Below are 21,681 nucleotides of genomic sequence, written 5' to 3' on the forward strand. Positions count from 1 at the left end.
TCTCTAGATATATCAACTTTCACAAAACTTTATAGTGTTTTTCGTCTATTTATTACTTTCTTCATTTATTTTATCAGTCAAATAGTCTCTTAAATCGGTAAGTTCTTTCAACAAATTTCTTGAATAATGATCAATTCTTACATCGTTACCAAATTCCTTTTGTACTCCTTTTATTGTATATCCTTTGTCATATAGCATATATTTTATTTTCTTTATTGCCTCTATACACTTATGATCATATAGTCTTCTTCCCTTCCGTTTTATGGGTTTAATTTGATGGAATTGACTTTCCCAGAATCTTAAAACATGCTGCTCCAAATGTAGTTCTTCAGCTACTTCTCCAATTGTGTAAAATAATTTTTCCTTATTCATCGGTTGTTTATTAATTTCTTCATCATTTTTGAAGGTCTAAAAGAAATTGATTTTCTCGCTTTAATTACTACCCTTTCCGATGTCTTTGGTATATTTCCTGGTCTTTCTTTCTTGTTTTTAACCAAAAATGTTCCAAATGAAGATATTTTTACTATTCCATCCTTTGCTAAGCTCGTTTTTATCTCATCCAATATGTCATCTATTATTGCAATAGAGTCTTCTTTCGATAATCCAATTTCCTGGTTTATACATTCAGCTATTGTTGCCTTAGTTACTGTTGTGTCTTTTGTTGTCATAATTTATTACAGTATGTTAATATAATATAACAATCGACTCAAGATTCAGCTACTTTATTTTTATAGTATGTTTCTTTTGTAGCATAATTAAAAATACTAGCAAATGTTAACATTGCAAATATTGTGAAAAGCGCCATTTGATGATCTGAAAAAAGTGCTAAAATTGACACTAAAATTCCACTCATAACAAACATAAATCCATTGATAATGGATGATGATGTGCTAATATACTTCTGCTCAACAATCTCACTACCAACAGTAAAATTAAGCATATGTCCTCCTGCAAAAAAACCAAACATTAACATACAAAAGTATATAATATGAACTGTTAAATTACCGCATAGTAAAATAATAGCTGAAATACTTTGCAATGTGGCAAAAGCAGAGATTACGTGCCTTCTATTTTTAAATAGATTTGAGATTAGATCTGCAATTGGAGCACCAACTGCAAGACCAAGCCACAATATTGCAGTTGCCACACCTAACTCCATTGTATTGAGTTCTAAGTTGCTTAGTAACCTTGGTGCCCACAGCATATTAAGCGCTAAAAATGTTCCAAAAGTAATAGCACCCACTATTGAGGTTATCCAGATATCTCTTAATTTTAGCACTGTTAGTACAGAACATATTACTGTTTTTATAGAGCTCTTTATTGTGTATTCCCCCAAATTTTTTTTTGAAAGTCCTTTCGGATAAAAAAACATAAGTACGAATATCGATACGCCAAATAATATTACGCATACAATAAGATTTTTCCAATCTGCACCTTCGGCAAGCAAGCTAGAGAAGCACATTTGAATCATCAAAGCAGAAAGACTTGAAATTGTCTGCACTAGTGAGAACATCAGTCCAAATTGAGTAAGGGGAAAATATGTGCTACTTACATGAGCAGCGCCAACAAAACCAAACGATGCTCCAATTGCGATCAAAAATTGAGATAAAATTAAATGGGCAAAATTGTCACTCTTGATAAGGACAAAAAAACCAAAGAGCATGATTGACAACGAGAAAAAATAAATTTTTTTGCTGGAAAAAACATTAAACATTGCCCCACTAAAAAATTGTGAGATAGCAAAAGTCCAAGTATATGCTGAATTAGCTAGTGCAACTTGCGCAATCGTGAGCCCAAGTTCTTTTTCAAGATTCACACTTATAAAGGTGTAGATTATCTGCATATTGCTGAATATAACAATTAAGTTGCTGATCAGCCAAATGAACCAAGCTTTATTTTCCATAAGATTTTTTATAAATAGTCCATTGATAATAAACCTCTTTTAGGCTCTGATTATTGTTAAAACAGTTGCAATTATAGTATGATATAAAAGCTATGAAACAACAAATTTGTTGTGAGATTTAATTTGTTAGAGTCTGTACATAATCTCAAGAAAGAAATAAGTTCAACAATCATTACCTATAAGATAAAAGGTGAAAATTTGAAATTATCATGAACTGGCTCATTTTTCTGCCACTTAGATGATGTTTTTTCAAATTGTTGATAAATCAAAGTCAGTTTAGCTATTAATTATTCATCTTTTTTCTAATTATGCAGTGGATCTATTATTAAACCTTTCAATAATACTTTTTATTTTTGCTGCCTCTTCAAACTCTAAATTTTCAGCATGCTTCAACATTTGCTTTTTCAAACTATTTAGATCATCCTTGCTAAAATTCTCAATCACCACTTTTTCCTGTAAAGTATTTGATATAGGCTTTATTATAGTTTTTGGTACAATATTATGCAGTGTATTATGCTCTGTCTGTTTCTTTCTTCTCCTTTCAGTTTCTTTCAGTGCACGATCCATAGAATTAGTAATTTTGTCTGCATATAAAATTACTCTGCCTTCAACATTTCGTGCAGCACGACCTATCGTTTGAATGAGCGAAGTCTCTGATCGTAAAAACCCTTCTTTGTCAGCATCTAAAATTGCAACCAATCCACACTCGGGAATATCAAGACCTTCCCGCAACAAGTTAACGCCAACAAGAACATCTATTTCTTTAGATCTTAATTTGCATATAATTTCAATTCTTTCCAGTGCACCAATATCTGAATGTAGGTAAGTTACTTTCATACTGAGCTCACTCATATGCTCAGCTAGCTTTTCAGCCATTTTTTTTGTCAATGTGGTAATTAGAATACAAAATCCTTTTTTTATTGTTACTTGCGCCTCGTGAATCACATCATCAACCTGACTCTCTGTTGGTTTTATGGTGCAGATGGGATCTGTCAGTCCTGTTGGGCGGATAACTTGCTCTATAAATGCGTGATTAGTCTTTTCTAATTCATATTTTCCTGGAGTAGCCGAAACGTAAATAGTCTGTGGCCGTATTGCCTCCCACTCTTCCAATTTTAATGGACGGTTATCAAAAGCAGAAGGTAGCCTAAAACCATAATCTATCAATTTCTTTTTACGTGCTTCATTACCGCTATACATTGCACCTATCTGGGGAACGGTTACATGGCTTTCATCAACAAATAAAATTACATCTTTAGGTAAATACTCAAACAATGTAGGCGGTGGATCTCCGGCTTTCATTCCGTAAAGATAACGCGAATAATTTTCAATACCTTTACACACTCCCGTTGCCATCATCATTTCAATATCAAAATTAGTACGCTGCTCAAGGCGTTTTGCTTCAACAATTTTGTTCTGTGAATAGTAATAATCCAGGCGTTCATGTAGTTCTTTTTTAATCAATTGAACTGCTTGCAAAAGAGTCTCACGTGATGTAGTGTAATAGCTATTTGGAAAAATGGTGACTGTATCTATGCATCTGATAATATTGCTGTTCATGGCATCAATCTCAGAAATTTCCTCTATTTCATCACCAAACAATGATAAACGCCAAGCTTTATTTTCATAATAGGCAGGAAATATATCAATAATATCGCCGCGCACTCTGAAATATCCTCGCTCAAATCTGACATCAGAACGTTTATATTGGAGATTAACTAAATTATTCAGAAAGTCATTAACATGAATCTTATCTCCAGCACTTAAAGTCAAGGTCATGCTGAGATAGCTCTCAGGCGAACCAAGACCATATATACAAGAAACACTCGCAACTACAATCGTGTCCCTACGCTCCAAAAGAGAGCATATAGCAGAATAGCGTAGCATATCAATTCTTTCATTTATTAAAGAGTCTTTTTCAATATAAGTGTCTGTTTGTGGCGAATAAGCCTCAGGCTGATAATAATCATAATAAGAAATGAAGTATCCAACAGCATTGTGAGGGAAAAATCCTCTCATCTCCTCGTAAAGCTGCGCCGCTAAAGTTTTATTATGTGCCATAATTAATGCAGGCCTGTTTGTTCTTGCAATAACATTTGCCATAGTGAAGGTTTTTCCAGAACCAGTAACTCCAAGCAAAACCTGATCTCTTTTATTACTATTTAACCCTGCAACTAAGTTGTCTATTGCCTGTGGTTGATCTCCAGCTGGCTGAAAATGTGTAACTATTTGAAATTCCATACCTTTATATTTTCATAATGTATTTATTACTATACAATACATTTGCTAGTGTAAATAAGGTATGAAAGAATGAACATAAAAAACTCTATTTTTTCTTTTTATAGAGCCTGCTCCAAATCCTGTTGTTGGTTAATACAAAAAACACCGTCAAAATTATAAAATATGTCACTATTTTTAGCCCAAGTTTATGTCGGCGCTCCAGTTCTGGCTCTGCTGCCCATTGTAAGAAATTTACCACATCATATGCCATATTTTCAACTGTGGCTTGCCTTGTACCATCATATTCTACCATTCCTTCAGAGAGTGGTGGGGCCATAGCTAACCTGCCTGTTGAAAAATATGGATTAAAATATAAACCGTTCTCATCATGTTCACCGTTTTGATAACCAATTAGTAGTGAATAGACATAATTTGCACCATCATGTCTTGCTTTGACAATTAATGATAAGTCCGGTGGAATTGCTCCATTGTTGCTTGCTGCAGCTGCTTCTTTTGTGTCAAAAGGTGCAATAAAATAATCCGAAGACACTCCCGGCCTATCAAACATTTCACCCAAATCATTCGGACCATCTTTAACTTGGTAAGAGGCTGCAATTTGTTTTACATCCTCTTCAGAAAAACCAACATCTTGCAAATTACGAAACGCTATTCTATTCATTGAATGGCAAGCAGCACAGACTTCCTTGTATACTTTATAGCCACGCTGAATTGACTCTCTATCGAAAGATCCAGTAATTCCATCAAAACTCCAGTCGATTTTCTTATTTGGTAAAGGTTTAAACTCCTCTGCAGACAAAGAATTAGTGAGAAGTAATATACAAAATACAGCAACTTTAATCAACAGCATCACTTCATCTCCGGAACGGAATCGCTTATTGTTTTCGGTAATTTTTTTGGTTTCTCATACTTACTAAGTAAAGGTAAAACTATCACAAAATATGAAAAATAATAAAGAGTTGAGAGCCTACTTAAAGTAATGTAAGGCTCCTTAATTTCTTGTCCCCCAAGCCAGGCAAGAAATGCAAAATTTATTGCAAAAACCCAAAAAAATTTCTTAAATAATGGGCGATAAGCACCACTTTTAACCTTTGATTTATCAAGCCAAGGCAAAAGAAACCACACTAAAATAGATCCAAACATGGTAAGTACACCAATAAGTTTATTTGGAATTGAACGCAGCATCGCATAAAAAGGTAAGAAATACCACTCTGGCACTATATGTACTGGAGTTACCATAGGATCAGCCTCTATATAATTATCAGGATGCCCAAGATAATTAGGGGCATAAAAAACAAATGCAAATAAAATTATAAAAAATAAACCAAAAGTTATGCAGTCCTTTGCTATATAGTAAGGGTAAAAAGGAATGGTATCCTTATCTGACCTGACTTCTATTCCACTTGGATTATTAGAGCCAAACCTATGCAGAGCAACAACATGCAACATAGCTAAAGCGATAATAATGAAAGGCATAAGATAATGCAGCGCAAAAAAACGATTGAGCGTTGGATTATCAACAGAGAAACTTCCCCATAGCCATATAACTATTTTATCACCAATTAAAGGTATAGCCGAGAATAAAGTAGTTATAACTGTTGCACCCCAAAAACTCATTTGTCCCCATGGAAGAACATATCCCATAAAGGCAGTTGCCATCATTGCAAAAAATATAAATATGCCAATAAACCATACCATTTCTCGCGGTCTCTTATAAGATCCGTAATATAATCCACGCATGATATGAACATAGACCACCATAAAGAAGAGTGACGCCCCAACAGCATGAGTATAGCGTATTAGCCATCCGTAACTTACGTCACGCATTATACGCTCCACGCTATTAAACGCGTAATCAACATGCGGAGTATAGTGCATAGCAAGAAATATACCTGTTATTATTTGTAAAATCAGCGCTATACCAGCCAAAGAACCAAAATTCCAAGCATAATTTAAATTTTTTGGTACTTGATAAGAAGCAATATGTTTTAGAAAAGAAAATATAGGCAGTCTATATTCTATCCAACCTAATATACCTTTTTCTTCTATTATTTCTTTTTTGCTATCATCTTCCATAACTTAAAGCTTTGTCATCTTAACTCATTGTATTGTAACAATTTAACGCTAATAAACAATAAAAAGTTTAAGTTTAAAGAGTAGATTTCACAAAAACAAGCACTCAAATTTGAGTGCTTGTTTTAAAGGGACTTTTGATGATATACACCTTTAGATATTGTTGAATTGCTTAATGAACTTCGAGGACATTGATAAAGTTTTTCACAATTACTAAGTGCCATCTTGACATTTCTTTCTATAGCACTAACCTTTCTTTCTTTAATTTGCTCCAATGTCAAAAGCGAATTATCCAGTGGCATTGAATATCTTTCCCCTGTGAATTTACTGATTGCTATAGCAGTTAGCAGAATTGCTCCATTACAATCAACTTGTGAAGAACCAATTGAGCTTCCAGTTGAATGTGCAATAGATTGCTGTGCAGGAGGTAAAGCAGGGGCACTCTGAAATAAGCTACTGAGTGCAGCAGTTGTTGAAGTTCCCATCCAACTAAATACACTATTAATAAAAGAAGAAGGTCTTACTGCACTACTTGGTGCAAGAGTAGTATCACCTGGGTTTACATTGGCACTCTCTGCTTCTGCAACAATCTCTTTTATCGTTTTACCGGGATAAAATAACTTAACATAATCTGATGGTGTTTCGTTCCTTATATCCTTAACATTATCAATATCAGCACCACTATCGTATAACAGCTTCATTATTTTTGGACGTTTTAAACTAATAGCCAAATATATAGGTGTTTGTCCCTGTTCGTTTTGAACATTGACATCAGCACGATATTCAATAAGAAGCTCAACTATTCTTGAGTAGTTTTTTTCAATAGCAGCATGTAGGCATGAATTTTGTGAATAAGCAAGAAGATCAAATTTGCCGTTTGGGCTAGCACCATGTTTAAGTAAGACCTCCACTTTTTCCGGACTATTCTTGTCTATAGCCCAACCTACAAGAGTGCGTTTTTTATCAGCATATGAAAAATAACCACTAATGCTTGCTCCTTTATCGATTAGAAGCTCTATCATTTTTTTGGTGCCCTTTGTAACAGCATAGTATATAGGAGGCACACGAAAAAAGTCCTCAATATTAACATCTGCACCATTCTCAATTAAAAACCTCATCATTTCTAAATCTTGTTTACTAACAGCAATCGATAAAGGTGAGTTACCATTTCTATCTTTAGAGTTAATAACATTAGTAGTATGTGTCTTTCCTTCTCTAATATACTCCTCAGCTTTTTGAAAATCACGTTCCTTTACTGCAGAACGTAACCCATCTCTCCATTTTTCAACTTCTGTTTTTGTAACCATAACCCTCCTAAAGGATAAAATTTTTGCCCTTATACCACATAATTTGGGCATATGCTAGTGAAATTTATATGTAAAATTAAAAAAAATTTACAACGTAAGAGATTGTTATTTGATCACGTGCTACATTTAGTTTTTGTACAAAACACCATAAGCCTCCTTAGTTTGCTTAAATTGCTTAGCAGCTTATTCTCAACATATAAGAGCTTTAACTTAAAGAGGATTATACGAAAATAAGCACTCAAGCTTGAGTGCTTATTTTAACTGATTAAAAGGGACTTTTGATGTATACCTTTAGATATCGTTAAATTGCTTAATGAACTTTCAGGACATTGATAAAGTTTTTTAAACTTACTAAGTGCTGTCTCGAAGTTTTTTTCTATAGTGTTAAGCTTTCTTTCTCTAATTTCTTCTATTGTGAGAAGTGAATTGTCCAGTGTCCTTGAATATTTTTTTTCTGTGAACTTACTCATTGCTGCAGCAGTTAGTAGAATTATTCCATTACAATCAACTTGTGAAGAACTAATTGGGCTACGATCTAAGTGGTCAACAGATTGCTGTGCAGGAAGTAAAGTAGGAGCACTGCTGAATAAGCCATTGAGTGTGGCAGTGGTTACCCAACTAAATATACTATTAATAGAAGAAGAAGGTTTTACTGCACCGCTTGTGATGCTGCTAGCTTCTTTAAAATCTGCTCTGGTAGGAGTGGAGGAAGAGTTCACTGTGCTACTTGCCAAGTTTTTGGTATTACTAACTTCCAATTCTATCTTAATTGCTTTGGTAGGGGATAATTGAAGACTCGCTGCACTACTTACAAAATCTGTGCTGTCGTTAGCGTCTTTAATACCTGCTTTTATAGAAGTTAATTTTGCTTCACAGTCAGCTTCAGTAGAACTGCTCAATACAGATTCTATTTTTTGAATTTCACTACTACTACATTCATCTTTTCTAGCATTTCCAACAACATCTAATGCTGTTTTGCCATACTGACTTTGAATACTAGCATCAGCACCCTTGCAGAGTAGGAGTTTTACCATATTTAAATGACAGTGGTCAGATGCTAAGTACAGAGGTGTAAAGCCTTTATAATTTGTAGCATTGATGTTAGCATCACGATCAAGTAAAAACTTTGCTATTTCTAGTTTATCATGTCTAGCAGCAATGTGCAAGGGAGTACTCAAATATCGATTACTAATAGTAGTATTAACATCAGCACCGCTGTTACATAAAAACTCTAATATCTTTAAATTACCCAAGAGAGTAGCATGATGTATAGGTTTCATATAGTATCTTTCATAATTCAAAACTTCATTTTTTATTTGTTCATACTCTATCTCTTTAATACATTCTTTAACTTTCTGAAAATCACCTCTGCTTATAGCAGAAACTAATTTTCTTCCTAAAATCTCAATTATTTTTTGTTTTTCCATCAAATACCTCCTAAAAGAGAATCTCCCGGGTTTATATCATGCAACTTAATATGTGCAAGCAAAATTTACAGAGAAAAATTTCAATAGTTAAAAATTAGGTCTTCAGCAACCTACCACGTTAACTTTTGTACAAAATATGCTGAGCTTCATTATTCAAATTTTTTTGCTCTTAATAAGAAGCAATCTGCTTTAGAAAAGGAAATAAGGGATAAGTTTTGTAAATAAGCACTCGAATTAGAGTGCTTAGTTTAACTGATTTAGAGGTGCTTTTGATGATGCACGCCTTTAGATATTGTGAAGTTGCTCAGTGAGCTTTCAGGATGCTGATGAAGCTTGTCACACTTGCTAAGTGCCATCTTGACATCTCTTTCTAGAGAATTAAGTTTTCTTTCTTTAACCTGTCTTATCGTTAAAAGTGAATCATCCAGTGGCATTGAATATCTTTTCCCTGTGAACTTACTTATTGCTACAGCAGTTAGCAGAATTATTCCATTACAATCAACTTGTGAAGAACCAATTGAGCTTCCAGTTGAATGTGCAATAGATTGCTGTGCAGGAGGTAAAGCAGGGGTACTTTGAAATAGGCTACTGAGTACAGCAGTAATTGAAGTTCTCACATAACTAAACATACTATTAATAAAAGAAGAAGGTTTTACTGCGCTGCTTAACGCATTTGTACTATTATCATGATAGCTAAAGTAATTCCTAGCTTCTATTACCTTAGGATTTGCTCTAGAAGCTAATGTCTGACAATTAACTTCTTTATCAGCACATTTTAATGTAGATATTATTTTTTGCCTTGTATTACTAGTACATATAGATTTTGGATCATCTCCAACAACATCTAGTGGTATTCTACCACCCGCATCTCTTATATAAATATTAGCATCATGCTTGATAAGAAGTTCCACCATTGCCACTTGGCAATGGAAAGACGCTAAGTGCAAAGGCACCTTACCCGTTATATCTTGCAAATTGATCTTAGCATAACGACTAAGTAGAAGCTGTCCTGCATCTTCTCTGCCATATTCAGCAGCAACGTGCAATGCAACTCTCAAGCTTTCACTACTAGCAGCATTAACATTGGCGCCGTTATTAACCAAAAACCTCAATATCTTTAAGCTATTTTCTTTCACAGCAAAACTTATAGGTTTCATACCGTATTTTTCACCAATAAAAATCTGCTTTCTTAGGTTCATGTACACTGCACTTCTGATACATATGTTAGCTTTTAGAAGACTATGCTCTTTTATGGCAATAAATAACTCATTTACAAAGTTCTCAGTTTTTATCCGTTTTTGCATCCCTTGCATCAAATATCTCCTAAAAGACAACGTTCCCGATTTTGTATCACACAATTTGATATATACAAGCAAAATTTACAGAGAAAAATTTCAATAGTTAAAAATTAGGTCTTCAGCAATCTATCACGTAACTTTTTTGCAAAATATTTTAAGCCCCTAATTCATAATTTTTATTACTTGATAATAAGCAATCTGCTTTAGAAGAGGAAATAAGGGATAAGTTTTGTAAATAAGCACTCGAATTAGAGAGCTTATTTTAACTGATTTGAAGGGACTTTTGATGCATACTTTTAGATATCGTTAAATTGCTTAATGAACTTTCAGGACATTGATAAAGTTTTTCACAACTACTAATTGCCGTCTCGAGTTTTTTTTCTATAATATCAAGTTTTGTCAGAGGTGGATTGTCCAGTAGTCTTGAATACTTTTTCCCTGTGAACTTTTTGACCACTACATCAACTAGTAGAGCTGTTGCATTAAAATCAACTTGTGAAGAACCAATTGGGCTACCAGCTAAGTGATCAACAAATTGCTGTGCAGGAAGTAAAGTAGGAGCACTGCTGAATAAGCCATTGAGTGTGGCAGTGGTTACCCAACTAAATATACTATTAATAAAAGAAAAAGGTTTTACTGCACTGCTTGGTGCAGGATTTGGAGTATCACCAGCTTCCAATCCTATCTTAGTATTTGCCCTGGTGGAGGTTGAGAAAGGGTTTGCTATACTACTTGCTGCATCTGGAGTATCACCAGCTTCTAACTCTAATTTAGTATTTATTCTAGCAGAAAGTAATAGTTCTGTACAATTATTTTTATGAAATCTTAACACAGCTAAGAATATTTTTTCTATGTCACAGCCATCACTGCAAAGACTTTCATAACCAGGGATAACCTCAAATGCCGTTTTGCCATTTGCATTTTTAATATTAATAGTGTTATTATTGAGCAGAAGATTCGCGATATCTAATCGACAATAAAAAAAGGCTAAGTGTAAAGCTGTAAAACCTTGCATTACTTGGGAAGTGGTACTACTAGTACAATGATATATCATTTCTTTTATTTCTGCTTTTCTATTCATGGCAGTAACGTACGAGTAAGGAACAAGACATCCATCACTAACAGCATTAATATTAGCATTATTTTTAAGCAAAAACCGCACTATCTCTAAGCTACCTCTATAAACAGCAAGATGTATAGGTGCCATACCATCTTTTTTACCATTAATAATCTCTTTTTCTTTATTTATATATCTTGCCTTTTTAACATATCTTTTAACTTTATTAATATTAAGCTCATCTATAGCCGCAAATAAATTCTTTCTCAATCTCTCAAGTTTTTTCATCAAATACCTCCTAAAGAATAATGTTTCCGGTTTTATATCATGCAACTTAATATGTACAAGCAAAATTTACAGAGAAAACAATAGTTAAAATTAGGTCTTCATCAACCTATCACGTGCTGCGTTTAACTTTTGTGCAAAATATTCCGAGCCTCCCTTGTCTGGATGGACCAGTTTCATTAAATTTTGGTATGCCTTATTGATTTCATTTTGGCTTGCCTCGGAATTCAGCCCCAGTATTTTTAATGCTTCATCTTTGGACATATTATCACCAGTGTAATTTTTGGTGTAACTTTTACTGCTGTTAAATTCGTTCAAAAACTTACTTAATATAGAGTGCATCATAAAACTTATGTTATTTCTCTTTGCCAAAAAGAGAAAAAATACAACAACGCTAGGTAAAACAAACGTGATTATTGTGAATATCAAAAAAAGGAAGAAGATGAATGACATGTATATTTTTTTATCATTTTATGATTAAATAGTAACAATTATAATTGTCATGGTAAATAACATGTTTATCCAGATTGAAGAAACACCAAACCCAAACACGCTGAAATTTCTTCCTGGTTTTGAAATTCTGAGCGAAGGAGAAACAGCTGATTTTTCAAATGCAGATGAAATAAAGAACTCCAAACTAGCAGTAAATCTTTTTCAAATAGAACATGTTGTAAGAGTATTTTTTGGTCATGATTTTATTTCGGTAACAAAATCAGATAGAATGAATTGGGATATAGTAAAGGTGGAAATTTTAACTACAATTATGGATCACTTTACTTCTGGTGGAAAAGCATTTGATAAAGAAGGAGTAAGTGATAATAAAATGCTAGAGGAAGAATTCTTTAATGAAAATGATATAGAAATTGTAAATAGAATAAAAGAATTGATGGAAAGTTATATTAAACCTGCAGTTGCTCAAGATGGTGGTGATATCAAGTTCCGTGGCTATAAAGACGGAATAGTTTACGTTGAACTGCAAGGAGCTTGCTCTGGGTGCCCAAGTGCTGCAATTACCTTAAAACAAGGAGTGCAGAATATGCTAAGCTATCACATACCAGAAGTTTCAGGTATAGAGACTATGCTATGACTAATCAAACAGTTAGAGGAACAAAAGATCTCCTGTTTGATGAATGGTACAAGTTTAAACACATAGAGCAAACAGCAAGCAGAATCTCAAGTTTATACGGCTTTTTACCTGTTCAAACTCCGATATTTGAATACACAGAAGTCTTTACAAAGACTTTAGGTGATAGCTCAGATATTATCACTAAAGAGATGTATACTTTTATTGATAAAGGGGGAAAGAGCATAACTCTGCGTCCTGAGTTCACTGCAGCTATTGTTAGGTTACTCATTGAAAAAAAACTACAAGCGCCGATAAAATTATTTTCAATAGGGCCTGCATTTCGCTATGAAAGACCGCAAAAGGGAAGACAAAGGCAATTTCATCAGATAAATTTTGAGGTTTTTGGCATAGAAGATCCAAAAGCTGATATTGAATTGATATCACTCGCTCAGCACTTACTAACTGAATTTGGCATCAATAAAAATGTAAAGCTGGAAATCAACTCTCTGGGTGATAGTGAAACAATAACTCAGTATAGAGAAGCTTTGATATCGTATTTAAAAAAGTTTCAAAATGACCTATCAGAAGATAGTCAAAATAGATTGATTAAAAACCCACTCAGAATATTAGACTCTAAGGATAAGACAGATAAAGAAATAATCTCTGACGCACCAAAAATCAGTGATTATTATACAAAAGAATCTTCATATTTCTTTGACCAGGTGTTAAATGGACTGCAAGCTCTTGGCATACCTTACACTGTAAATAGCAAATTAGTTCGAGGTCTAGACTATTATTGTCACACAGTATTTGAATTTGTCACAGAAGATTTAGGTGCACAAGGAGCAGTTTTTGCCGGTGGAAGATACGATAATCTAGTATCTTCAGTAGGTGGAAAACACACTCCAGCAATAGGATTTGCAGGGGGGATTGAGCGTATAATGGAATTAATCAACTATGCTGAAAAAAAAGAGAGGCCTATTTATATAATTCCAATCGGTGGAGAAGCTGAAGAACATGCTCTAACACTTGCAAGTGAATTACGCAGAAATGGTTTATATGTGATTTACGAATATAGTGGAACTCTAAAAACCCGAATGAAAAAAGCAAATCAAGCAAATGCAAAAGTTGTATTAATCTTTGGTGATGAAGAGCTAAGCAGTAAAACTTTAAAAATTAAAAATATGGACACGGGTGAAGAAAAAATGATTGCTCGCGATAAAACCGTAGAAAATATCTAATCAGAAGCAATAGGAGTGTTAGCTATAGAAGAAAATTCCTCTGCACAAGAATTTTTCATAGCATTTAATATATCATAATCTGTAAAATCTAATTTTATCGGTGTAATAGTAATAAAACCTCCTTTTATTTTATCTACACTACCACTGCCTGAGTGTTCCCGAGACCAATTTAAGCTCAAAGAACCATTTAAATTTTCAGTAAAAGTTAAATCACCATCAATGTTATATTCACCTTGTTCAGCAAATTCGACCCCTTTCACTTTTTCTGTAGCAGGAAAATTTATACTCATCACTATATCTTTAGGCCAACCAACTTTCATTAGCTTGGCAATAACCTTTGGTGCAAAAATCTTTGTATTGTTCCAGTCTATTTTATCATGATAAACTTGGCTCAGCGCAATAGAAGGTATAGATCTTGCAGCACCTTCCATTGCAGCACCGATTGTGCCTGAATAACAAATATCATCGCCGACATTTGATCCAATATTTACTCCAGATAATATTAAGTCTGGTTTTTTATTCATAATTTTATTTAACGCGATAATGACACAATCTGCGGGAGTACCAGACACACTAAACTCCCTTTCACTATGTTGACTTATTTTAATAAATTGCTTTACTGGATAGTCAAGAGACCTTGCAGCTCCACTCCTATCAGCATCTGGCGCCACTATCCATACTTCCGATGCAAAATTTTGTGCAATTTCTTTAAGTAATCTTATTCCTTCACTTTCAAAACCATCATCATTTGTTATCAATATTATCATATGTAACACTCAGCTATCAAAGTATACTGATGAGATTTCTTTGCATAATTACTAACTGTAACAAAAAAGCCCACTACAAATCAATAAGAAAAATTAAGAGATTAAGCAGCAGAAAATCTTGCCATGCCCCCTATAAATGCTTTCACTTTTTCAAGATAAGTAGATGGTTCTGCAGGAACTTCTATCTCGTCTATCTTACAAGATATTGCTGCATCTATGACTTCACCTGTTATTAATTCCCTTAGCTTTTGTTTTATCTGTCCTCTACGAATATGTTCTCCATAGTCATTATAAAACTTCACATATAACTCTTTAAATACAAATTCTTTTATAGCACTTCTCATATGAGAAATTCCATCCTTTACTTCATCATTTGCATTGCTCAAATCCACTTCAGAACCTAGCGAATATAAGTCATCAAAATTTTCTTTTAAAATTTTTATTTTAAAGTAGTGCTTATCTACAGATCTCTCAAGAAATCTTTTAGTAGCATTACCGGCCAATTCTCCTATTATCTGAGGCTCTAGTTGAGCTGCAAAATTATTTTCTGCTTCAAGGCCACTTAATGCATAAATGATACGATTAAGCATTCCAGGACCACATTGGCGATTACTTTCCTCAAAACGAACCAGCAATATGGATTTCAACAGCTCTACATCTGCATTTTGCTTTGTTGCTGCAATTAAAACTAGATTTATGGCCTGTGTTAATGTCAGTCCGGTTTTGGAATCTACCCACCTTACCCATTCTCCTTCTCTATAATTATCTACCTTCAAATAAGGCGCTATCAGTTCTTTCTGCTGATTTGTCAAACCGCCTATATAGTTTTTAAACTCTTCATCCAGCTCATTTGACGGAGTCCCATATTCTTCCTTTAATTTTTTGGCACACTCAATAACACTTTGCTCAAAACTTCTAGTATGAACATTCTGATTACCAGTACCTACATCACTTACATTAAACAAAAAGCTCATTTGCTTTACACTTAAACCCAGAGGCGAGAAGAGCTTTATTAATGGATACTTTATTAACTCAAGAAGCGCTACAGGGATCAATAATATAGTATTGATAAGCACTAAACATATTCTAAGACCGAGCGCTCTACTCTCTGATAACATTCTACTAAGTTCTGATATCTTTGATGCACAATACAAAAATGGTAATTGAATGTAGTATATTGAGTATATAGAAAAAAATAAAATCTTATCTTTTAACCCTACTGTTGGATCATTATATACTTCAGAAAAAATGTTATCATCACTATTTTCATTTTTGAAAGACTGATAGCTGCTTGTAATTTTTTCTGTAAAAATAGAACAGAGCTTATGCAGTCCGTAGCATGAAACGCCAACAGCTAAAAAAATTGCAAGTGTTCCAAAAAATGCTAATACTTCACTTGAAGTTTTGGCAAGAAGGAATGCATAAAGCGCATTAATAAAGATATCAAATAAATATTCAAATAAAAAAATTGCTCCAATAGCGGAAACAAACAATAAAATACCCCCACAAATAATCAAAAAATCTTTTAACCTTGGATTCATACCCCGCCTCTTAATAATCTATTAATATACTTTTTATTATATGCTTAAATTAAAAAAATGCAAATTTTGTAAAGACCAATTGAAATTTCTGAGCTTCAACTATATTGTTAATTATTCAGATAAAAATTAAACATTGTCGTGTCAAATAAAATAGGCTTTTTTGCTATTTTTGCCTTGGTGATTAGTAGCCAAATTGGCTCTGGAATTTTTATGCTCCCAATCAGCCTTGCACCATACGGCGCTTATAGCCTCATAAGCTGGGTTATATCAGGATTTGGTGCTATATCTCTTGCTTTAGTTTTTGCTTCACTCTGCGCAAAATTTCCAGAAACGGGTGGTCCTCATATTTATGTGAAACATGCCTTTGGCTCTACAGCAGCTTTTTTTGTTGGCTGGACATATTGGGTAAGCTCGTGGGTAAGCTCAACAGCTGTGACAATTGCAAGTATCGGTTATTTAGCCCCGCTTTTTCATAATGATATACAAGATATACGTTTGCTTTTAGAAATAACATTAATTTTAGCTATCATGCTAATAAACTTAAGAGGGGTAACTACTGCTGGGCATGTTGAGCTTCTTCTGACCATTGTTAAAATTATCGCACTTCTTGCAATACCCATAGCAGGATTATTTTTCTTTGATAGAAATAATTTTGTTGTAAGTGAGGAAGTATCAAACTTTACGATGTCTCAAGTCCTTGCGCGCTCTACACTCCTTACTCTATGGTGTTTTATTGGACTTGAATCAGCAACGGCACCTGCAGGATCTGTCAATAATCCCTCTAAAACAATACCAAGGGCTATAGTGCTTGGAACAGTCTGTGTTGCTGTGATATATTTCATCAATAGTCTTTCAATTATGGGATTGATAAGTGGTAATGAACTAGCTAGTTCAAAAGCACCATATGTTGATGCGATAAAAATTATGCTTCCAGGTAATTGGCATTTAATTGTTTCTGTTGTTGCCTTTATCGTTTCTGTAAGTAATTTAAATGCTTGGTTTTTAGCTGATGGACAGGTCACCTTAGGCCTTGCAAAAGACAAGTTAATGCCGCAATTTTTTGGCAAAAAAAATAAGCATGATGCTCCATTATGGGGAATAATACTCAGTACTTTGGGGGTGTTAGTTTTACTTATCCTAACGTCAAACAAAAGTTTTGCTGAGCAAGTAACTTCAATAATTGATATCTCTGTGGTGTCATTTTTGTTTATCTACTTAGCATGTAGCCTTGCTTTTCTCAAAGTTAATATACAAGACAAAAGCTACTGCAAATTTTTAATTGGAGGTGTGGCTGTATCTTTTTGCTGTTGGGTAATATACGAGACTTCTATAAAAACATTGTTAATATCAAGTCTATTCCCTTTAAGCGGAACACTTATTTATCTACTTTGGTATCATAAACTAAAAACTTAACTTAAATTTTTTATTTGCTAAAATTCTTAAGCTATACTACTGGCTTACATTAATAGAATTAAGAGGTATTGTGTCAAATAAAATAGGTTTTTGGGCTGTTTTTGCTTTAGTCATTAGTAGTCAGATCGGCTCTGGGGTTTTTATGCTTCCAATTAGCCTTGCTCCATATGGCGCTTATAGCCTTATAAGTTGGATGATATCAGGAGCTGGTGCTGTGTCTCTTGCGCTAGTTTTTGCTACGCTATGTGCAAAGTTTCCAGAAACAGGAGGTCCTCACGTTTATGTGAAACATACTTTTGGTTCTACCGCAGCGTTCTTTGTTGGTTGGACATATTGGGTAATCTCATGGGTTAGTACAACAGCTTTAATAGTTGTGGGTGTTGGCTATCTTACACCATTTTTCCATGAAGATATCAAAAGTATGCGTTTATTTTTAGAGCTGTTGTTATTTACAATCATTACATTAATAAATTTAAGGGGAATAGCTACTGCAGGGCACGTTGAGTTTCTGCTCACGGTTGTGAAGGTTGCTGTATTGCTTGCAATACCTGTAGCAGCGTTGTTTTTTTTCGATAGAAATAATTTTATCATAAGTGAAGAAATATTAAGTCTTACAACATCGCAAATTCTTGCCCGCTCTACACTCCTTACTTTATGGTGTTTTATTGGACTTGAATTGGCAACAGCACCTGCAGGGTCAGTTGATAATCCAGCTAAAACTATACCAAAAGCTGTGGTGCTTGGCACAGTTTGTGTTGCTGTTATATATTTTATCAACAATTTTGCAATTATGGGATTGATCAATGGCAACAATTTAGCAAGTTCAAGAGCACCATATGTTGATGCGATAAAAATTATGTTTTCTGGTAATTGGCATTTAATTGTTTCTATAGTTGCATTCATTTTTTGTGTTGGCAGTCTAAACGCTTGGGTTTTATCTAGTGGACAAGTTGCTTTTGGTCTTGCAGAAGATAGACTAATGCCAAAATTCTTTGCTAAAAGGAACAAGCATGGCTCTCCTTTTTGGGGAATAACAGTTAGTTCAATTGGAACTGCAATTTTACTAATTCTCACTTCAAACAACAATTTTGCCCAGCAGATTACGTCGATTATTGACTTTTCTGTAATTTCATTTTTGTTCGTTTATCTTGCGTGCTGTTTTGCCTTTCTAAAGGTTATTATACAGGAGAGGAGTTGTTATAAGCTTTTAATTGGTAGCATAGCAACAACCTTTTGTTGTTGGGTGATATTAGAAACCCCTGTAGGTACTCTGCTGATTTCGAGCCTGTTCACTGCAAGTGGCATACCCATTTATTTATTTTGGTACTGCAAAACTTCTGTGCAACAAATTCAGTAGTGAGAGATACACTTTAAATGGTTAATATTTATGGGCCAAGATTTTTTTTCTCTTTATCTACTTGTTCAATATTACCATTCTCAAGTTTGCTACCTACTTCTTCTGTGCGTTTATTATCTATGTAGATCTCATTTTTTGCTTTATTAGAAAGACCTATTTGCGATTGCAGTTTTTTATACTCTTCTTTTTCAGGCGTGAAAATTTTCACTAAAAATCTTCCTATTATTGGTATTGAACTTAAAAAATCTCTTAATCCAAAAGATTCTTGCTTCTTGTTTGAAAGATGCTGGTCTATCTTAGAAATTTTCACACCATACTTTTTATCATCAAAATTTATCGCTGGCTTGCTTTTTTTCGAAAGAACATTTTGAATCTCTAATCTATTGACTTTTTCAGGCTTTTGAAATGCAGATACTGCAGGTTTGACCTTAGTGTCATCATGTTTTTTACTCATTTCATTCTACCATGCAATATTATTAGTGTCTTATAATTATAACTAAATTATGGTTAATTGCAAGGTAAAAATATTAAAGTAATTGTAAATTTTATCAGTAAAAATATAATATAGCTTTAAAATCAGAGGTTTATTTATATGGGATGTAAGATTGCAGTTATTGGAGCAACAGGAAGAGTAGGATATGAGGTATTGACCATGCTTGCTGAGTTTCAAAAAGAGGGAAAATTTTCGATAGATTCTGTTGTTGCTTTTGCATCGAAAAAATCAAAGGGAAAAAAGGTAAGTTTCGGCGATGAAGAATTAACTGTCTTAGACCTTGAGAACTACGATTTTGTTGGAATTAATATAGCAATTTTCTGTGCTGGGTCTCATGTTTCCGAGAGATACGTACCGATTGCAACTGAAGCTGGATGTATTGTCGTAGATAATACCTCTCGTTTTAGGATGAAAGAAGGCGTGCCACTAGTTATTCCAGAGATCAACAAAGATAAAATTACGGAGTATAAAAACCATAACATAATATCTAATCCAAACTGTACTACAATACAAATGTTGCTGGCATTACATTTATTACACCAAAAAGCAAAAATAAAGAGAATCGTTGCTTCAACTTATCAATCAACTTCTGGTGTAGGTAAAGCAGCAATGGATGAGCTTTACAATCAGACAAAAAAAATCTTTATGAATGAAGCTAAAAAACCTGAAATATTTCCTAAGCAAATAGCATTTAATTGCATTCCTCATATAGGAGAGTTCATGGAAGATGGTTCTACAAAAGAGGAGTGGAAAATGCAAGAGGAGGCAAAAAAAATTTTAGAAGAGGATATAAAAGTAACTGCAACTTGTGTCCGAGTACCTGTTCTTGTTGGTCATGCTATAGCAGTAAATGTAGAATTTGATCAGCATATAACTGAAGAAGAAGCTCGTGAAATGCTCAGTGAAGACGATGGAGTTTTAGTGCAAGATAAGCGCGAAGATGGTGGATATATGACTCAGATTGATGTTGTGCAAGAGAATGCCGTATACATATCGCGTATTAGACAAGACGATACCGTTAAACACGGATTAAATATGTGGATAGTAGCTGATAATCTACGCAAAGGTGCAGCACTAAATATAGTGCAGATCTTGGAGATCTTGATCAAAGAGCATTTATAGCTCAATAGCTTAAATCTATATTGACATGTCCCATTTTACGCTTGTCCCTAACCTCTTTTTTCCCATATATGGTTAAACTAGCTTTTTCGTTGCTCAAATATTTGTGAGAATTATATATATCATTACCTATTATATTTTTTGTCATGCAAGGAAAGCGTAATACTACTTCCTGCATAGATAGCCCGCATATTATCCTAACTAGCTGCTCGAATTGACTAACGTTGCATGCATCCAAGCTCCAGTGGCAAGAATTGTGGGGTCTTGGGGCCAGTTCATTAACTAGTAATTCATGATTTTGAGTGATGAAAAATTCAATAGCTAGAATTCCTACTACATCAAGTGCAGTTGCTATTTTCTCTGCAGTTTTTTGTACCTCTTGGGCTAATTTATTATCTATTTTAGCTGGTGCTATTGAAGTATTAAGTATTCCGTCAACGTGGTGATTCTCTGCTATAGGAAAAAAAGCTACTTTACCGTTTTTATCTCTTGCAACGACTATTGAAACCTCTTTCAGTAAATCAACACTTGCTTCAAGAATGTACTCTTTATTCCAATCGAAGGAAGCAAATTGCTTCAGTTCAGAATCATTTTCAATCATATATTGTCCTTTTCCATCATAACCCATTTCTGTTGTTTTTAGCCTCACTGGATAGCTAAAAGTTTCACTACTTTCTAGTAGCTGATTATAATTTTGTATACTTTTGTAATCAGCAGTTTTTATGCTTAAATCTCTAATAAAATCTTTCTCTCTCAGCCTATTTTGCGAAATGTGTAACGCCTTTTTACCTGGATAAAAATCTGTATGCTGCGACACAATATCAATTGCACTACATGGAATATTTTCAGACTCAATAGTGACTAAATCCACACTCTGTGCAAAAGATTCAAGTGCCCTCTTATCACAGAAGTCTGCTATTGTTAAATCATCAGCAACAGAACAAGCTGGATCGTTTTTAGCACTGGCAAAAATATGCGTTTTGTGCCCAAGTTTTATTGCAGCGATAGCAGTCATTTTACCTAATTGCCCACTTCCTATTATTCCTATCACTTTTTTATCCAGTGGATCTGTTTTGTTCATCATGTAGATTAATAT

At 34.0% G+C, this 21,681-nt stretch carries 20 protein-coding genes; 5 read left to right on the forward strand and 15 right to left on the reverse strand.

Features of this window, described 5'->3' with window-relative positions:
- Positions 1-45 precede the first annotated feature (45 nt).
- The 11 genes from ABWU35_RS00505 to ABWU35_RS00555 form a co-directional block, all read right to left on the reverse strand.
- The gene (locus ABWU35_RS00505) at positions 46-372 is read right to left on the reverse strand and encodes a MerR family transcriptional regulator (RefSeq protein ID WP_012481900.1); all 327 of its coding nucleotides are present in this window, start codon (positions 370-372) and stop codon (positions 46-48) included.
- On the reverse strand, positions 369-668 hold the full coding sequence (locus tag ABWU35_RS00510) for an integration host factor subunit alpha (protein ID WP_007302154.1): 300 nt from the start codon (positions 666-668) through the stop codon (positions 369-371). Before ABWU35_RS00510 ends, ABWU35_RS00505 begins: the two co-directional genes overlap by 4 nt.
- A gap of 38 nt (positions 669-706) precedes the next feature.
- Positions 707-1,903: an MFS transporter gene (locus ABWU35_RS00515; RefSeq protein ID WP_007302153.1), complete on the reverse strand. Its 1,197-nt coding sequence runs from the start codon at positions 1,901-1,903 to the stop codon at positions 707-709.
- Between the two features lie 306 nt (positions 1,904-2,209).
- Positions 2,210-4,144 (reverse strand): excinuclease ABC subunit UvrB, encoded by a 1,935-nt coding sequence (gene uvrB / locus ABWU35_RS00520; RefSeq protein ID WP_007302152.1) that lies wholly within the window; start codon positions 4,142-4,144, stop codon positions 2,210-2,212.
- Between the two features lie 85 nt (positions 4,145-4,229).
- Complete coding sequence (locus tag ABWU35_RS00525; RefSeq protein WP_007302151.1) at positions 4,230-4,991, reverse strand: cytochrome c1; 762 nt, start codon at positions 4,989-4,991, stop codon at positions 4,230-4,232.
- Positions 4,991-6,217 carry a cytochrome b gene (locus ABWU35_RS00530; protein WP_007302150.1) on the reverse strand — a complete coding sequence of 409 codons (1,227 nt, stop codon included), beginning with the start codon at positions 6,215-6,217 and terminating at the stop codon, positions 4,991-4,993. The genes ABWU35_RS00525 and ABWU35_RS00530 overlap by 1 nt, the downstream gene beginning before the upstream one ends.
- A gap of 122 nt (positions 6,218-6,339) precedes the next feature.
- Positions 6,340-7,521: an ankyrin repeat domain-containing protein gene (locus ABWU35_RS00535; protein ID WP_007302149.1), complete on the reverse strand. Its 1,182-nt coding sequence runs from the start codon at positions 7,519-7,521 to the stop codon at positions 6,340-6,342.
- Positions 7,522-7,778: 257 nt separating this feature from the next.
- Positions 7,779-8,948 carry an ankyrin repeat domain-containing protein gene (locus ABWU35_RS00540; RefSeq protein ID WP_007302148.1) on the reverse strand — a complete coding sequence of 390 codons (1,170 nt, stop codon included), beginning with the start codon at positions 8,946-8,948 and terminating at the stop codon, positions 7,779-7,781.
- 257 nt (positions 8,949-9,205) lie between these two features.
- The gene (locus ABWU35_RS00545; protein ID WP_007302147.1) at positions 9,206-10,261 is read right to left on the reverse strand and encodes an ankyrin repeat domain-containing protein; all 1,056 of its coding nucleotides are present in this window, start codon (positions 10,259-10,261) and stop codon (positions 9,206-9,208) included.
- A 247-nt stretch (positions 10,262-10,508) separates the two neighbouring features.
- Entirely contained in the window at positions 10,509-11,591 is a 1,083-nt protein-coding gene (locus ABWU35_RS00550) for an ankyrin repeat domain-containing protein (protein WP_007302146.1), read from the reverse strand.
- A 90-nt stretch (positions 11,592-11,681) separates the two neighbouring features.
- A complete protein-coding gene (locus ABWU35_RS00555) occupies positions 11,682-11,933 on the reverse strand; it encodes a J domain-containing protein (protein ID WP_230440382.1) in 252 nt (83 codons plus the stop codon).
- Positions 11,934-12,102: 169 nt separating this feature from the next.
- Here ABWU35_RS00555 and ABWU35_RS00560 point away from each other — a divergent pair, with 169 nt between their 5' ends.
- Both ABWU35_RS00560 and hisS read left to right on the forward strand, forming a co-directional pair.
- Positions 12,103-12,675, forward strand: coding sequence for a NifU family protein (locus tag ABWU35_RS00560; protein WP_006015115.1), 573 nt, complete (start codon positions 12,103-12,105; stop codon positions 12,673-12,675).
- Positions 12,672-13,895 carry a histidine--tRNA ligase gene (gene hisS / locus ABWU35_RS00565; protein WP_007302144.1) on the forward strand — a complete coding sequence of 408 codons (1,224 nt, stop codon included), beginning with the start codon at positions 12,672-12,674 and terminating at the stop codon, positions 13,893-13,895. Before ABWU35_RS00560 ends, hisS begins: the two co-directional genes overlap by 4 nt.
- On the opposite strand, the gene surE is transcribed toward hisS, so the two are convergent.
- Complete coding sequence (surE, locus tag ABWU35_RS00570) at positions 13,892-14,662, reverse strand: 5'/3'-nucleotidase SurE (protein ID WP_007302143.1); 771 nt, start codon at positions 14,660-14,662, stop codon at positions 13,892-13,894. The genes hisS and surE overlap by 4 nt on opposite strands.
- Before the next feature lie 101 nt (positions 14,663-14,763).
- Entirely contained in the window at positions 14,764-16,203 is a 1,440-nt protein-coding gene (locus ABWU35_RS00575; protein ID WP_007302142.1) for a hypothetical protein, read from the reverse strand.
- A 138-nt stretch (positions 16,204-16,341) separates the two neighbouring features.
- On the opposite strand from ABWU35_RS00575, the gene ABWU35_RS00580 reads away from it, so the two are divergent.
- Positions 16,342-17,616 carry an APC family permease gene (locus ABWU35_RS00580; protein WP_012481896.1) on the forward strand — a complete coding sequence of 425 codons (1,275 nt, stop codon included), beginning with the start codon at positions 16,342-16,344 and terminating at the stop codon, positions 17,614-17,616.
- Between the two features lie 70 nt (positions 17,617-17,686).
- Positions 17,687-18,973, forward strand: a complete 1,287-nt coding sequence (locus tag ABWU35_RS00585) for an APC family permease (RefSeq protein WP_007302140.1) — start codon at positions 17,687-17,689, stop codon at positions 18,971-18,973.
- Positions 18,974-19,001: 28 nt separating this feature from the next.
- Here ABWU35_RS00585 and ABWU35_RS00590 read toward each other — a convergent pair whose 3' ends face one another.
- Positions 19,002-19,427 (reverse strand): hypothetical protein, encoded by a 426-nt coding sequence (locus tag ABWU35_RS00590; protein WP_007302139.1) that lies wholly within the window; start codon positions 19,425-19,427, stop codon positions 19,002-19,004.
- 138 nt (positions 19,428-19,565) lie between these two features.
- Here ABWU35_RS00590 and ABWU35_RS00595 point away from each other — a divergent pair, with 138 nt between their 5' ends.
- Complete coding sequence (locus ABWU35_RS00595; RefSeq protein ID WP_052264832.1) at positions 19,566-20,588, forward strand: aspartate-semialdehyde dehydrogenase; 1,023 nt, start codon at positions 19,566-19,568, stop codon at positions 20,586-20,588.
- A gap of 1 nt (position 20,589) precedes the next feature.
- Here the strand turns inward: ABWU35_RS00595 and ABWU35_RS00600 are convergent, their stop codons facing one another.
- Complete coding sequence (locus ABWU35_RS00600) at positions 20,590-21,666, reverse strand: 5-(carboxyamino)imidazole ribonucleotide synthase (protein ID WP_029237555.1); 1,077 nt, start codon at positions 21,664-21,666, stop codon at positions 20,590-20,592.
- Positions 21,667-21,681: the final 15 nt, after the last annotated feature.

Source organism: Wolbachia endosymbiont (group B) of Xylocampa areola, assembly GCF_964028205.1.
In the GTDB taxonomy this organism is placed as follows: Bacteria; Pseudomonadota; Alphaproteobacteria; order Rickettsiales; family Anaplasmataceae; genus Wolbachia.